A 13,919-nucleotide genomic window follows, 5' to 3' on the forward strand; every position below is an offset into this window, starting at 1 on the left:
TTACTGCGCCACGCGAGATGCTTCGCTGCGCGTTGCATGACCTGCTAACCTCTTTCCGGCCCGCCCCGCGCCCTACCTTTGGTTATCTTTTAACGACGAATGACGGATTCTTTTTCTCTAAAAACCCTGGCCTTACTAGGCTCCACGGGCTCCATTGGCACGCAGGCGCTGGAGGTGGTGCGCGAGCAGCGCGGGCGCTTCCGGGTGGCGGTGCTCACGGCCGGGCGGCAGTGGGAGCTGCTGGTAGCCCAGGCCCGCGAGTTTCGGCCCGCCGCTGTGGTCATCGGCGATGAGTTTTACCTCCAAACTAAAGCCGCCCTCGCCGACCAGCCCGAAACCGAGGTGCTGGCCGGCGACGCGGCCCTGCTCGAAGTAGTGCAGCGCCCCGACATCGACGTGGTGCTCACGGCTCTGGTGGGCTACGCGGGCTTGCCGCCCACGGTGGCCGCCATCCGGGCCGGCAAGGACATTGCCCTAGCCAACAAAGAAACACTGGTAGTAGCCGGCGAGCTGATAACCAGCCTCGTGCGGCAGCACGGCGTGAAGCTGCTGCCCGTTGACTCCGAGCACTCGGCCATCTTCCAGTGCCTGGTGGGCGAAGAGCTGAACCCCATCGAGAAGGTTATTCTCACGGCCTCGGGCGGGCCGTTTCGGGGCCGCCCGGCCCAGGAGTTGGCCCACATTACCAAGGCGCAGGCCCTCAAGCACCCCAACTGGACGATGGGCGCGAAAATCACCATCGACTCGGCCACGCTCATGAACAAGGGGCTCGAAGTAATCGAGGCCAAATGGCTCTTCGACCTGCGTAATGAGCAGGTGGAGGTAGTAGTGCATCCGCAAAGCATCGTGCACTCGCTGGTGCAGTTTGAGGACGGCTCGCTGAAGGCGCAGCTCGGCTTGCCCGACATGAAGCTGCCCATTCAGTACGCGCTGGGCTACCCGCAGCGGCTGCGCAATGACTTCCCGAGGTTCTCGTTTTTGCAGTACCCTACCCTCACTTTCGAAGCGCCCGACCTAGGCACGTTTCGGCATTTACCGCTGGCCTACAGCGCTATGCAGCGTGGTGGCAGCGCCGCCTGCGTGCTCAACGCCGCCAATGAGGTAGCCGTGGCCGCCTTTTTGCAGGATAAAGTCAGCTTCCTAGGCATGGCCGACGTGGTGGCCGAGAGCCTCAGCCGGGTGCCGTATCTTGCGAGCCCAACCCTGGCCGACTACGCCGCCACCGACGCCGAAGCGCGGCGCGTGGCAACTAGTTTGCTGGCCCGGTAAATTAATTAACTCCGCATGTCGTTGTCATGCTGAGCGCAGCGAAGCATCTCTGCCGCACCGTTGAACGGTTTGGATAAAGCGAGAGAGATGCTTCGGCAAGCTCCGCATGACGGATAGTTTTAACCTACAAAACTCCTTTGGAAATTCTCGTTATGGCCGGCCAGCTGGTGCTGGGCCTGTCGCTGCTAGTGGGCTTGCACGAGTTCGGGCACTTTGCCTTCGCCAAGCTTTTCAAGATTAAAGTCACGAAGTTTTACATCTTCTTCGACTTCCTTTTTCCGCTCCCCAACGTTCTCAATTTCAGCCTTCTGAAAAAGAAAATAGGCGAAACCGAGTACGGCATTGGCTGGTTTCCGCTGGGCGGCTACGTGGCCATCCACGGCATGGTCGATGAAACGCAGGACGCCGACGCGCTGGCCGGCCCGCCGCAGCCCGACGAGTTTCGGAGCAAGCCGGCCTGGCAGCGGCTGCTGGTGATGCTGGGCGGCATCATCATGAACATCATCACGGGCGTGGCCATTTTCACGGCGCTCACCTTCGTGTACGGCGAGAAGTTTTTGCCCGCGAAGGAGGCCAAGTATGGCATCGTAACCAGCAAGCTGGGCCGCCAGATTGGCTTGCGCAACGGCGATAAAATTGTAAAAATCAACGGCCGGCCCTTTGAGGAGTTTTCCGACGTGCATAGCCCCGACGTTATTCTGGGCTCGCACACCTTCTACACCGTGGAGCGCAACGGCCAGCTGCTGGACGTCAATATTCCGGCTGATTTCATGGACCGTATGGCCTCGCAGCCCGACAGCGCCTTCGTGGATGTGCGCTGGCCGTTTGCCGTGAAAAGCGTAAAAAGCGGCACCGCCGCCGACCGCGCCGGCCTCAAGGCCCAGGACGAGATTGTGGCCGTGGGCACCATCCTGACGCCCTTTTTCGACCGCTTGCAGGCCGCCCTGCGCCTCAACGCAGGCAAGCAGACGACCCTCACCGTGCGGCGCGCCGGGCAGCAGCTGACGCTGCCCGTGGCCGTGGACAAGGACGGCACCATCGGCTTTATGCCGGAGGATAAGCTGAACTACGACTCGCGCTACTACTCGCTGCCGGGCTCCATCCCGCGCGGCACCGACAAGGCCTTTGGCATTATCGGGGCGCAGGCCAAGGCCGTGGGCAAGATTATTACCGGCCACGCCTCGTTTGCCAAGAGCGTGGGCGGCCCGGCCGACATCGCCGAGCAGTACGGCCCGCGCTGGGACTGGCCGCACTTCTGGTTTATGACCGGCGCGCTGAGCATGGTGCTGGCGTTCATGAACCTGCTCCCCATTCCGGCCCTCGATGGCGGCCACGTAGTGTTTTTGCTCTACGAGATGATTTTGCGCCGCAAGCCCTCCGATGCGTTTCTCGAAAATGCCCAGCGCGTGGGCACCTTCCTCATCCTGAGTCTCATGCTGTTCGTGATTGTGGTGAAGCCCATTCTCGGCAAGCTGGGCCTGCTGTAGCCCACCGCCGCCGCGCGGCAAGTGCTGCCGGCCACCGTAATTTTAGGGAGCGCGATTCGCCGAGAGTCGCGCTCCTTTTTCGTTTTTATGCGTCGTTTTTCGTTTTTGCTGCTACTCCTGCCGCTGCTGGCCCTCACCCGCCACACCTACCACTCCAGCATCCTGGATTTGCGCCTCAACCCCCAGAAGCAGCAGGTAGAGCTGGCGCTGAAAGTCTTTACCGACGACCTCGAAAGCGCGCTCTCGCAGGGCCGCTCGCAGCGCTTGAGCTTGCAAGACCCACGCGCCCAGGCCCTGGCCGAAGCCTACCTGCGCGAGCACCTGGCGCTGGCCCTGCCCGCCGCCGACCGCCAGCCCAAAGCACCCCTGGCGCTGCAATTTGTAGGAATGCAGGCTGAGAAAGACGCCCACTGGCTGTATGCCAAAGCCCGGCTGCCCCGCGCCGCTACCACGCTCTGGCTGCGCAATACGGTGATGCTCGACCTGTTTTCGGACCAGATGAACATCGTGAACGCCGAAAGCGGCCCCGCCAAAACCAGCGAGCTCTACCGCGCCGGCCACGAGCAAGCCGTGCTAGTGCTGAAGTAATCCCAAGCTCCAGCTTGGGGCTGCGGCTGGGTTTGCCGCCTAACGCACGCCACTACGCGCCAGCTGGCTCGCGGACTGAAAGTCCGCGCTACGCCCCGACCGCTGTAGCCTCCTTCAGCCACTCGCCAAACGGCCCCAGCGCCCGCAGCGCCGCCAGGATGTGCGCCCGAAACGCCTCGGGCGTCAGCTTGCGCACCTCGGCATCGGGCAGCTCGTGGCTGAGCAAGAAGCTTTTGTGGCGCAGCCACGCCGCTTCGGGGTGGGTAGCCTCGTAGCCGGGCGGCATCTTTTTGAGCTGCTCGCCTTGCAGGCCTTGCGGAAAAAACTGCCGGGCCTCGGCGGTGGCCAGCAGCTCGTGCAGGTTTTCGGCCTGGTAATCAATCTCCTGCCGGATGGCCGCCACCTGCTCTTTGGTGGGCTCGTAGAGGCCGCCGGCCACCAGCGTCTGGCCGTTGGGCCCGATTTGGACGTAGCGGCCGGGCGCGTCGGCGTGCTTGCCGCCGGCGGCGAAGTAGGCCGAGAAGTGCGTTTTGTAGGGCACTTTCACTTTGGAAAAGCGCACGTCGCGGTAGATGCGGAAGACGCACTTTTTGGCGTCGAGGCCGGCCAGGGCGGGCTCGTCCTGCGTGAGCTCGCGCAGCCAGTAGGCCACGTCGGCCTCAAAATCGCGGCGCAGCTGGTCGTAGGTGGCTTTGTGGTCTTGGAACCATTCGCGCTCGTTGTGGCGGGCGAGGTCGGCGAGAAAATCGAGCAGGGCGGCGGGCTTCATAAGGGGCAAAGGTGGCACCGGGGCGGCGCTCACTCCGTTTCAGCGGCGCGCTTTTGGTTTTCCAGGTACAGAAAATCCAGCACGGCCAGGGATAAGAGACAGGGCGGCAGGTAGCGCAGTTCATACGGAGCCAGGCGCAGCAGCTGCAACGCGGCGCAGCTACCCGTGCCCAGCACCAGCAGCAGCTTCACCACGTCGAGCTGTCCCTTGGCCGGCTTGCGCACGAAGCGCACCAGGTAGGTGAGCATCAAGCCGCCTAACCCGCCGAAAAGCAGTAAGCTGGCACCTGGCAAATGCTGAATCTTAAACAGAACCCCGACCAGCAGTAGCCCACCCAGCCACAAGCTCAGTCGAAAATACCAGGTGCCGATGATGGTGCCGCCGCTCACGAGCAGCCCCCAGGCCAGCAGGCGGGCCCCTTCGGCCCCGTAGGTCAGCAGGGTGTTGGCCGTGGCCGCAGAATCAGGCGTTTCGAGCAGGTAGTTGCCGGCCACGATGGCCAGTAGCGCGCAGGCGAGTCCAAAGGTGAAGAAGCGAGTGGTCATGCGGGCGGGGGTATCGGCGGCTTTGAATAGCCCCGCTAAGATAAACCGTCCGCCGTAGCGCGGACTTTTCAGTCCGCGAGTCAATTAGTTGCATCAACTCGCGGACTGAAAGTCCGCGCTACGCCCTAATACGCCACATCGGCCCCGGCCACGCGGTAGCTGGGGTCTTCCAAGATGTTGACCTCGACCAGCGCGCCGGCCTGGCCCAGCAGGCGGCGGCAGTCGGGGCTGAGGTGGCGCAGGTGCAGCGTTTTGCCGGCGCGCTGGTAGCGCTCGGTGAGCTTGTGCAGGGCGTCGAGGGCCGACATATCGGCCACGCGGCTGTCCTGGAAGTCGATGACGACCTCGGCGGGGTCGGTGGCGACATCGAATTTTTCGGCGAAGGCCTGCACCGAGCCGAAGAACAGCGGGCCGAACAGCTCGTAGTGCTTTACACCCTGGGCATCAACGTAGTGGCGGGCCCGGATGCGCTTGGCATTTTCCCAGGCAAAGGCCAGGGCCGACACTACCACGCCGAGTAGCACGGCCAGCGCCAGGTTTTGGGAGATGGCCGTGACGGCCGTTACGAGCAGCATTACGGCCACGTCGAGGCGCGGCATCCGGCGCAAAATGCGCAAACTGGCCCACTCGAAGGTGGCAATAACGACCATGAACATCACGCCTACCAGCGCCGCCAGCGGCAGGCGCTCAATCAGCCCCGCGCCGGCCACCACGAAGAGGGCCAGCGCCCCGGCCGCCACCACGCCCGACAGCCGGCCCCGGCCCCGCGATTCTAGGTTCACCATCGTTTGGCCTATCATGGCGCAGCCGCCCATGCCGCCGGTCAGGCCTGAGGCCACGTTGGCCAGGCCCTGGGCCACGCAGTCTTGGTTGCTGCGGCCGCGGCTGTCAGTTACTTCGTCTACTACCGTGAGGGTCAGCAGGCTTTCGGTGAGGCCCACCAGCGCCATGATGAGCGAGTAGGGCGCTACCACGGCCAGCGTGTGCCAGCTCAGCGGCACCTGCGGCAGGTGCGGGCTGGGTAGCCCGCCCGCGATGGAGGCGATGTCGCCCACCGACTTGGTTTGTAGTCCGCCGAGTATCACCAGCGCCGATACTACCACAATAGCCACCAGCGAGCCCGGCACGGCCTTCGTGATTTTGGGCGTGAAATAGACCAGCGCCATTGTGAGCGCCACCAGCCCGGCCATCAGCAGCAGCGGCGCGCCCGTTAGCCACTGCTCAGTACCGGCCGCGTCGCGGATTTTGAATTGCTCCAGCTGGGCCATGAAGATAATGATGGCCAGCCCATTAACGAAGCCATACACTACCGGCTGCGGCACCAGCCGGATAAACTTGCCCCAGCGCAACAGCCCGATGACGATTTGAATCAGCCCCATCAACGCCACGGCCACGAACAGGTATTCGATACCCTGCTGCGCTACCAGGCTCACGATAACCACCGCCACCGAGCCGGCCGCGCCCGATATCATGCCCGGCCGGCCGCCCAGCACGCTGGTGATGAGGCAAATGACGAACGCCGACCCGATGCCCACCAGCGGGCTGATGTGGGCCAGCAGCGCAAAGGCCACTACCTCGGGCACTAAAGCCAATGCCGTGGTGAGCCCGGCCAGAATCTCGTCTTTAACGTTGAACTTGTATTGCGAAAAATAAGCTTGCAGCGAAAACATAAAAAACTGAGGTAAAGGCAAAAGAAAAGCCGCGCGCTTCGGGCAGGAAGCGGCGGCACGCGAAACTCGGGCCAGTACTCAGGGTGGAGTAAGCTTGAAGATAAAAGGCAGGAAAGGGCGCATAAGCAGGGGCAAAGGTACGACGTGCCAGCTTAGGCCCGCCGCAAACCCGGCCCCCGCGCTAGCTTTGCGCCATGCCTGATGCCTTGCCCATTCGCCGGGTGCCGCGCGCCGTGGTGGCGCTGTTTTTTGGGAGCCTGCTGCTGCTGGGCGCCTTTTTACTACCCGACTACGGCACCTCCTGGGACGAGCCCGCCGACCACCTCAACGGCCTGGTGAGTTTGCGCTACGTGGCCGGCCGGCTGGCCCCCGCCTGGGCGGCGCAGCACGCCGGGCAGCTGCGCGACGTGCCCGACCTGGAAGGCTACCACGACAACGACCACGGGGTGCTGTTTGAGCTGCCGCTGGCCTGGCTGGCGGTGCTGCGCCCCGGCCCCGACGAGCGCAGCTACTACCTGCTGCGGCACGCGGCGGTGTTTCTAGTGAGCGTGGCCGGCACCTGGGCGCTGTACCGGCTGGGCCGGCGGCGCTTTGCCGACGAGCGCCTGGGGCTGCTGGCGGCCGGGCTGCTAGTATTGAGCCCGCGCTTTTTTGCCGAGTCGTTTTACAACGGCAAAGACCTGGTATTTACCGCCTTGTTCACAATAGGCGCGTGGCTGGTGGCCCGGCTGCTGGCGCGGCCCACCGCTGGCCGGGCCGTGGCAGCCGGCCTGGCCGCCGCCGCCGCCACCGATGTGCGCCTGCTGGGCTGGCTGCTGGTGCCGCTGGCGCTAGCGCTGCTGGCGGTGCGCGCCTGGCAGGAGCCGGCCCGCCGGCCGCGCCTGGCCGGGGTGGCGGCGCTGCTGGTGCTGGCAGCGGCGGCGGGCACCGTGGCCGGCTGGCCCTACCTCTGGGCCGACCCGCTGGGGCACTTCCAAGCGGCCTACCGCAGCCTCAGCCATTACCAGTGGCCGGGCCAGCTGCTGTACCTGGGCCAGGAGCAGCTTGCTACCGAACTACCCTGGCACTACCCACTGGTGTGGCTCAGTGTCACGACGCCGCTGGCCTACCAGGCGGCGGGGCTGCTGGGGCTGGCCGTGGCGCTGGCAGGCCTGCTGCGCCGGCCGCTGGTGCGCCTGCGGCAGCCGGCCGGGCCGCTCGATGCCCTGCTGCTGGGCTGGCTGCTGGGGCCGCTGCTGCTGGTTATCGGGCTGCATTCCAGCCTGTATGATGGCTGGCGGCACCTCTACTTCTGCTACCCGGCCTTGCTGCTGCTGGCCGTGGGGGGCGGGCAGTGGCTGTGGCGGCGGCGCACCCGGCCCGGCTGGCGCGCGCTGGCGCTGGGCGCGGCCGCGCTGGCGGGGGCTGAGGTGGCCCTCACCGCCGGGCGCATGGCCCTGATGCACCCGCAGCAGCAGGCGTATTTCAGCTACCTGCCGCCGCGCGCGGCCGAGCGGCTGTTTGAGCGCGACTACTGGGGGCTGGCTTACCGGCAGGGGCTGGAATACCTGGTGGCGCGCCAGCCGCAGGGGCCCATTTACTACGATGCCTCGCACCTGCCACCCATCGAAAACAATAAGGTGTGGCTGAAACCCGCCGACCGCGCCCGGATGGTGCTGGCCCCCGGCGCGGCGGGGCGCTATTTCCTGACTGGCTACCGCCACACGGGCTCCCCCTACCCTGACAGCGTGGGCCAGGAGGTCTTCGCGGTAAGGGCCGGGGGCGTTACCATCCTGTCGGTGTTCCGGCGGGCGCGGGCGGGCAGCGCCCCGGTGAGCTGGTAGCGCGGGGGTAGCAGATTGGCACAGATTTTTCGTTGTAGTTCGCAGTCGCCTTTTTCCATTCGCGTTTTTTGCTATGCGCTTACTTTTTGCTTTACTGGCTTGCGCGGCGCTGATTCAGCCCGCCCGCGCCCAGCGCCTCACCGACAAGTGGTATTTTGGCCGGCAGGCGGGGCTCGATTTTAGCAGCGGCACTCCTACCCCGCTCCTCGATGGGGCCATGACCACCTACGAGGGCTGCGCCACGGCCACCACCAAGCGCGGCGAGCTGCTCTTCTACACCGATGGCCGCACCGTGTGGAACCGCCAGCACCAGCCCATGCCAAACGGCAAGCGCCTCATGGGCTCGGGCAGCAGCGCGCAGTCGGCCCTCATCGTGCCCGACCCCGGCTCGGGCAACATCTTCTATATCTTCACGGTAGCGCCGCAGGGCGCGCCCGATGGCCTGCGCTACTCGGTGGTGGACATGACCCGCGAGAGCGGCCTCGGCGACCTGCCCCGCACCAACCTGCTGCTGCTTACGCCGGCCGCCGAAAAGCTCGCCGCCGTGCGCCACCCCAACGGCCGCGACGTGTGGGTGCTGGCCCACCGCTGGAATTCCAACGCCTTCGTGGCCTACCTAGTGACGGCCGACGGCGTGGCCGCCAAGCCCGTAATGAGCAACGTGGGCGCGATGAACGCCGGCCCCGGTAGCAACGCCATCGGCACGCTCAAGTTTTCGCCCGATGGCACTAAAGTGGCCGCCGCCATCTGGCGCGACACCAACAAGTTTGAGGTCTATGACTTTGACCGCCAAACGGGCAAGGTGAGCAACGCCCGCAGCTTCGGCCCCTACCCCGAGGCCTACGGCGTCGAGTTTTCGCCCGATGGCTCCAAGCTCTACGGCACCTGCAACGGCAACAGCACCATCAAAACGCCCAGCGCCAGCCCCGAAACCCAGGTGTGGCAGTTTGACCTCAAAACCAAGGCCGCCGTGCAGGTGGGCCGCTCGACCAACCACAAAATCGGGGCCTTGCAGCGCGGCCCCGATGGCAAAATCTACGTGGCGCGGGAGGATAATTCCTTTCTCGGAGTTATCGACCAGCCCAACGCCGCCGGCGCGGCCTGCGGCTACCGCGACGATGGCCTCAACCTAGGCGGGCGGCGCAGCAAGCTCGGCCTGCCCGCTTTCGTGGTGGAGCCCTAGCGCGCCGGGCTGGCTTTATCGGCCTTCCGAACTTAATTTTACAAAAAACTGCCTATGAAATTTCTTTTTGACGCTTCCCGCTTTCGCTTGCTTTTCGCGCTGCTCGCCGCGCTGAGCCTACTTTCCACCGCCTGCTCGAAAGGCGATGAGTTCGTTGACTACCGCCCCATCGACGACGGCATCATTCAGAAATACCTGGCCGACAAAGCCATCACCACCGCCCAGAAGCAGCCTTCCGGGTTGTACTTCGTGCCCACCACTACCAACGCCACCGCCAAGCAGGTGATAATGGGGTCCAACGTGTCGATTCGCTACACGGCTACCTTGCTCGACGGCACCGTGTTCGACGCTACCTCGCTGCGCAACAACAACGCGCCCGTCAGCTTCGTGGTGGGCAAGTCTAACGTGCTGACCGGCTTGCAGCTGGGCGTGCTGCTGATGCACCTCGGCGACAAGGCTACCCTGCTTTTGCCCTCGGGCCTGGCCTACGGCGCGAGCGGCACCACCGGCCAGAACGGCACCGTGGTACCGGCCAACACGGTGGTGCGCTTCGACGTGGAGGTAGTTGATATCGACTTCGCCCTCACCGACGACGCCATCATTACGCAGTACCTCACTACCTCGTCCATCACCACCGCCCAGAAGCAGACCTCGGGCCTCTACTACGTGCCCGTGACCAGCAACCCCAGCGGCACCCAGGCCGTGGCCGGCAAAACCATCTCGGTGCTGTACACCGGCCGCCTGATGGACGGCACCGTATTCGACGCTACGTCGCTGCGCAACAACACGCCGTTCAACTTCCTGCTGGGCAGCGGCTCGGTTATCAAAGGCTGGGACGAGGGCGTTGCCCTGATGCGCAAGGGCGAGAAAGCCATCCTGATTATCCCCTCGGCGCTGGCCTACGGCCCCAGCAGCCCCAGCACCACCATACCCGCCAACTCGGTGCTGCGCTTCGAGATAGAAGTAGTAGACGTGAAATAAGCTACCCCACACACGCCGCAAAAAAGGGCTTTCAGCAGTGCTGGGGGCCCTTTTTTAGTGCTCCGCCGCAGCGGCAACGCACTGCGAGCCCTAGCGATTTCACCCGCGCGGTCTTCCAAATTTATTCTTAAAGCGGTTGCTCAGCCAGTGTACAGGTAGGTGTAGAGACGCATAGTTGCGTCTCCCGTTATTCAGCTCGTCTAACGCCAGACGCAAGTATGCGTCTCTACGCCCACCAGCTGTACATCAATGCTGAAACCGCTCTAGATGCCCGCCGTGGTGAAGCCCAGGATGGGCGCGTCGTCGCCGTCGCTGAGCTGAAACACGGGCGCGGCGGCGGCCATCTCGTAGCGCACTACCACGTCGGTTTCGAAGGCCACGAAATACTCGCACAGCAGCGCCAGCGCCCGCGCGGGCCAGGCCCCGGTGAGGTAGGCTTCGAGGGCGGGCACGGTCAGGCGTTGCAGGCTGATTTCTAGGGCAGGCAGCGTTTCGTAGTAGTCGCCGCCCAGCACCATGTCGGTGCCCAAACTCAGGTAGCCCAGGGTGCCGCTGGTGGGCAGGGCCCCGGCCGGGGCGGCGGGTAGGGCGTGGCGCTGTGGCGGCAGCACGCGCAGCTGCACGGGCTGGCCCAGCACGCTCTCGAAGCAGTGGCGGGTGCGTGCCAAGTCGCCCACGATGGTATGCGCCAACGGCAACAGATACAGCAGGTTGGTGAGCACGGCGGGCGGTAGGCCGGCATCGGCCAACCCCCAGAACTGGGCCAGCGCCTCGTTGTACCAGTGCGTGGCCCGGCTGGTGAAGTAGCGCCGCTCTTCCTGCTCGATACCGACGCGGAAGCGGAAAAACTCCTGCTCGAAGGGCAGAAAAAACAGTCGGGTGGCTTTTTCGCGGCGGCGCTGGGCGCGGCTGTCTTCCACCATTTCGCGGGTGCCCACGGGCTGCCCCTGGCCGCTGCCGGGCTGGTGAAACACCTGCTGCGGCAGGGCGTCGTAGAGGCCCTCGCGGTGCATCTCCAGCACGGTGCGGACCACCACCCGGTGCCGCCGCTCAAACGACTCTTCGTAGACCTCGCCCAGGTCGCGGCGGTAGCGGCGGGCAAACAAGCCCACCGGCCGCACCAAGAAGTCCTCCAGCGCGTAGCCCTGCGCCAGCAGCTCGGCCACGATGGCTTCGAGGCGCAGGTCGAAGGGCTGGCGGCGCAGGTGGGCCAGCAGCTGGCGCACCGAGGTAGAAGAAGCGGACATAATACCAACATAAAACGCCCGGCGGCCCACCTGGCCCGGCGCTGCCTGGCCTTACGCCGGCCGGCGGGGCGGGGTTGGGCAGGTAGCGGCCGGTGGCTATTGACCCGGCCGCCATATTTCCCGTACTTTGGCAAAACTAGCCGCGCTTCCTTTTCCTTCGGTTCCTGCCTGCTTCATGCTTCCCGACCCTACTTCCCAAGCCCGTTCGGCCGCTACCAGCACCCTTTCCAACCTGAGCTCGCAGGTGCAGCGCAGCAAAGTTTTCATCAGCTCCTTTTTGTACGTGCTACTTACGGTCCTGGGCTTTGGGCTGCTGGGACTGGCGGCGGTGCGCAGCACATGGGGCTACCCGCTCACGTTCGGGCTGTTGCAGCTGGCCTTGCTGGGGCTGGGGGCGCTGTATGCGGCGCGGCTGCCGCGCTGGCTGCCCTGGCTGGCGGCCGACAGCCGCTGGCAGCAGGGCCTGGCGCTGCTGGCCACGGCGGCACTGGGCGGCGCGGCCATCTGGGGGCTGCGCTGGCTGAAGTGGGCGCAGGGCGGGCTGCCGCCCACGGGCTTCGTGATGGCCGTGATTCCGTTTTTGCTGCCGTTTTTTTTCTGGCAATCTTACTTGGCGTGGCGCGCCGTGCCGCACCGGCAGTATAAGCTGTGGCGCTACAACCCGCTGGCCCCCGGCCCCGATTTGTCGCGCATGGATTTGAGCCAGTTTATGGTGGTGCACTTCTGGATGACGCGCCGCTACGGCGAGGCGCTCTACCACGATTTTTCGTCGAAAGCGCCCCACCAGATGCGCCTCCACGACCTGTTCGCCATTTTCCTCACCGATTACAACCAGCTCAAGCCCGACCAGGCCTTGCAGTACGTCGATGGCCAGGGCCAGGCCTACGGGTGGCTTTTCTACGCCAAGCGGCCCTGGTGGCGCCGCCGCCACTACTACGACCCTGACCTCACGTTTCAGGATAATTTTCTGCGCCAGGGCAGCATCATCGTAGCCCAGCGCGTGCCCTGGCCGGGCGCGGCGGCGTAGGCAACCCGTTCTTCCTTTTCCTTACTTTCGCCTCTCTTTTGCGGCCATGCTTCCAGCTATTACACACTACCCGGTGAACTGGGTGGATGGGATGAAAATCGCCCGCCGCCACTTCACCGAAACCGACTTCGCGGCGGCTGACCACCTGCGCGACGCCACTGCCCTGCTGTTGCGGCCCGACTTCTATGGGCTGCTGCCCGCCTCCGACGAGCTGGGCAGCCCCGCCGCCTTCGAACTGCTGCTGAGCGTGGATGCGCAGGGCGAGGTGCAGGCCCGCCTCACGCAGTGCCGGGCCGTGACGGCGGGCGGCGCACGCATCGAAATCACCCCGAGCAGCGCGCCGCTCACGCTACGCACCAGCCTGGCGCAGCTGTTGGCGGCCTTTGGCCTCACGGCCACCGAAGGGCTGCGCTTTGGCGTAGTGCTCACGGTAAATCCGTTTGAGCGGGTACCCACGGGCACGCCCGCGCCCGACGAGCTGCCGCCCCGCCACCCCTACACCCGCCCCAGCTACGGCCTGAGTGTGGTGCCGGCCGGGCAGCCGGGCGGCGCGGCCTTCGCGCTGCCGGTGGGCGAACTACTGTATGCCGACGGCGCGCTGCGGCCGGTGGCGCAGTACATTCCGCCCAGCCTGGCGCTGGCCAGCCACCCGGCGCTGCTGCAAGCCCTGCACCAGCTCGACCACCAGCTGACGGAGCTGGAAACGGACGCCTTCAAGATTATTCATAAAGTGAAGCTGCGCGCCGACAAGCGCAGCCCGCTGGCCGACCTGGTGCGCGACCTGGCCGAGCGCACGGTGTTTGCCCTGGCCCAGCAGCTTACCACGCTGCGGCTGCTGGCCCCGCAGCAGCCCCCCAGCTACCTGCTCGACGCCCTGCTGCGCATCGCCAAGCAAGTGAAAACCGCGCTCGACTTGCTCACCGAGGCCGAGCGCGAGGAGCTGCTGAAATACTGCGAGCAGTGGGCCGAAACCCCGCCCGCCGCCGTGCTCGGCGCGCTGCAAGGGGTAGTAACAATGGCCTACGACCACCAGCGCGTGCACGAGCACTTGCAGCAGCAGCAGCAGCTGTGGCAGCTGCTGGGCCTCATTTTCCGGCAGCTCAGCCAGCTCGAGTACATCGGCAAAAACCGCGAGGGCTGGCAGACTTTCATCAACGAAAGCCCGGTGGCCAGCCACCCCATCAGCACGCCGCAGCCCGAAACGCGCAGCTCGGGCGGCTTGCGCTGGAATCCGTTTTAAGTTTGGTGCTTAGTGCCTGGTGCTTAGTGCTTGGTGATAAGCACCAGGCACTAAGCACCAAGCACTAGGCACTAGGTACTAAGCACTAAG

The 13,919-nt window shown here is 65.0% G+C and carries 12 protein-coding genes; 8 read left to right on the forward strand and 4 right to left on the reverse strand.

Annotation, left to right across the window (positions count from 1 at the left end; genetic code table 11):
- Positions 1-99: 99 nt before the first annotated feature.
- The 3 genes from VFO93_RS16360 to VFO93_RS16370 all read left to right on the forward strand — a co-directional run bounded on the left by VFO93_RS16360 (position 100) and on the right by VFO93_RS16370 (position 3,344).
- Positions 100-1,269, forward strand: a complete 1,170-nt coding sequence (locus VFO93_RS16360) for a 1-deoxy-D-xylulose-5-phosphate reductoisomerase (RefSeq protein ID WP_325135445.1) — start codon at positions 100-102, stop codon at positions 1,267-1,269.
- Positions 1,270-1,406: 137 nt separating this feature from the next.
- On the forward strand, positions 1,407-2,756 hold the full coding sequence (rseP, locus tag VFO93_RS16365; RefSeq protein ID WP_325135446.1) for an RIP metalloprotease RseP: 1,350 nt from the start codon (positions 1,407-1,409) through the stop codon (positions 2,754-2,756).
- 87 nt (positions 2,757-2,843) lie between these two features.
- Positions 2,844-3,344, forward strand: a complete 501-nt coding sequence (locus tag VFO93_RS16370; protein ID WP_325135447.1) for a DUF6702 family protein — start codon at positions 2,844-2,846, stop codon at positions 3,342-3,344.
- A gap of 88 nt (positions 3,345-3,432) precedes the next feature.
- Here VFO93_RS16370 and VFO93_RS16375 read toward each other — a convergent pair whose 3' ends face one another.
- The 3 genes from VFO93_RS16375 to VFO93_RS16385 all read right to left on the reverse strand — a co-directional run bounded on the left by VFO93_RS16375 (position 3,433) and on the right by VFO93_RS16385 (position 6,328).
- Positions 3,433-4,113, reverse strand: a complete 681-nt coding sequence (locus tag VFO93_RS16375) for a DUF2461 domain-containing protein (RefSeq protein WP_325135448.1) — start codon at positions 4,111-4,113, stop codon at positions 3,433-3,435.
- Between the two features lie 29 nt (positions 4,114-4,142).
- Complete coding sequence (locus tag VFO93_RS16380; RefSeq protein WP_325135449.1) at positions 4,143-4,658, reverse strand: hypothetical protein; 516 nt, start codon at positions 4,656-4,658, stop codon at positions 4,143-4,145.
- Between the two features lie 125 nt (positions 4,659-4,783).
- On the reverse strand, positions 4,784-6,328 hold the full coding sequence (locus VFO93_RS16385) for a SulP family inorganic anion transporter (RefSeq protein ID WP_325135450.1): 1,545 nt from the start codon (positions 6,326-6,328) through the stop codon (positions 4,784-4,786).
- A gap of 194 nt (positions 6,329-6,522) precedes the next feature.
- On the opposite strand from VFO93_RS16385, the gene VFO93_RS16390 reads away from it, so the two are divergent.
- From VFO93_RS16390 to VFO93_RS16400, 3 genes are all read left to right on the forward strand, one after another.
- Entirely contained in the window at positions 6,523-8,151 is a 1,629-nt protein-coding gene (locus VFO93_RS16390) for a glycosyltransferase family 39 protein (protein WP_325135451.1), read from the forward strand.
- Between the two features lie 73 nt (positions 8,152-8,224).
- On the forward strand, positions 8,225-9,334 hold the full coding sequence (locus VFO93_RS16395; RefSeq protein ID WP_325135452.1) for a hypothetical protein: 1,110 nt from the start codon (positions 8,225-8,227) through the stop codon (positions 9,332-9,334).
- A gap of 54 nt (positions 9,335-9,388) precedes the next feature.
- Positions 9,389-10,315: an FKBP-type peptidyl-prolyl cis-trans isomerase gene (locus VFO93_RS16400; RefSeq protein WP_325135453.1), complete on the forward strand. Its 927-nt coding sequence runs from the start codon at positions 9,389-9,391 to the stop codon at positions 10,313-10,315.
- Positions 10,316-10,578: 263 nt separating this feature from the next.
- On the opposite strand, the gene VFO93_RS16405 is transcribed toward VFO93_RS16400, so the two are convergent.
- Positions 10,579-11,562, reverse strand: a complete 984-nt coding sequence (locus tag VFO93_RS16405; protein WP_325135454.1) for a type VI secretion system baseplate subunit TssG — start codon at positions 11,560-11,562, stop codon at positions 10,579-10,581.
- Between the two features lie 175 nt (positions 11,563-11,737).
- Between VFO93_RS16405 and VFO93_RS16410 the strand changes: the two genes are divergently transcribed.
- Together VFO93_RS16410 and VFO93_RS16415 are read left to right on the forward strand one after the other, a co-directional pair.
- Complete coding sequence (locus VFO93_RS16410) at positions 11,738-12,589, forward strand: TssN family type VI secretion system protein (RefSeq protein WP_325135455.1); 852 nt, start codon at positions 11,738-11,740, stop codon at positions 12,587-12,589.
- Positions 12,590-12,635: 46 nt separating this feature from the next.
- Positions 12,636-13,829: a hypothetical protein gene (locus VFO93_RS16415; protein WP_325135456.1), complete on the forward strand. Its 1,194-nt coding sequence runs from the start codon at positions 12,636-12,638 to the stop codon at positions 13,827-13,829.
- The last annotated feature ends 90 nt before the right edge of the window (positions 13,830-13,919 follow it).

The sequence above is a fragment of the Hymenobacter sp. genome (assembly GCF_035709525.1).
Taxonomy (GTDB): Bacteria; Bacteroidota; Bacteroidia; order Cytophagales; family Hymenobacteraceae; genus Hymenobacter.

Coding starts and splice junctions, on each gene's coding strand:
- VFO93_RS16370 (WP_325135447.1), top strand. CDS start 2,844: ATGCGTCGTTTTTCGTTTTTGCTGCTACTCCTGCCGCTGCTGGCCCTC.
- VFO93_RS16400 (WP_325135453.1), top strand. CDS start 9,389: ATGAAATTTCTTTTTGACGCTTCCCGCTTTCGCTTGCTTTTCGCGCTG.
- VFO93_RS16405 (WP_325135454.1), bottom strand. CDS start 11,562: ATGTCCGCTTCTTCTACCTCGGTGCGCCAGCTGCTGGCCCACCTGCGC.
- VFO93_RS16360 (WP_325135445.1), top strand. CDS start 100: ATGACGGATTCTTTTTCTCTAAAAACCCTGGCCTTACTAGGCTCCACG.
- VFO93_RS16375 (WP_325135448.1), bottom strand. CDS start 4,113: ATGAAGCCCGCCGCCCTGCTCGATTTTCTCGCCGACCTCGCCCGCCAC.
- VFO93_RS16385 (WP_325135450.1), bottom strand. CDS start 6,328: ATGTTTTCGCTGCAAGCTTATTTTTCGCAATACAAGTTCAACGTTAAA.
- VFO93_RS16415 (WP_325135456.1), top strand. CDS start 12,636: ATGCTTCCAGCTATTACACACTACCCGGTGAACTGGGTGGATGGGATG.
- VFO93_RS16410 (WP_325135455.1), top strand. CDS start 11,738: ATGCTTCCCGACCCTACTTCCCAAGCCCGTTCGGCCGCTACCAGCACC.
- VFO93_RS16380 (WP_325135449.1), bottom strand. CDS start 4,658: ATGACCACTCGCTTCTTCACCTTTGGACTCGCCTGCGCGCTACTGGCC.
- VFO93_RS16390 (WP_325135451.1), top strand. CDS start 6,523: ATGCCTGATGCCTTGCCCATTCGCCGGGTGCCGCGCGCCGTGGTGGCG.
- VFO93_RS16395 (WP_325135452.1), top strand. CDS start 8,225: ATGCGCTTACTTTTTGCTTTACTGGCTTGCGCGGCGCTGATTCAGCCC.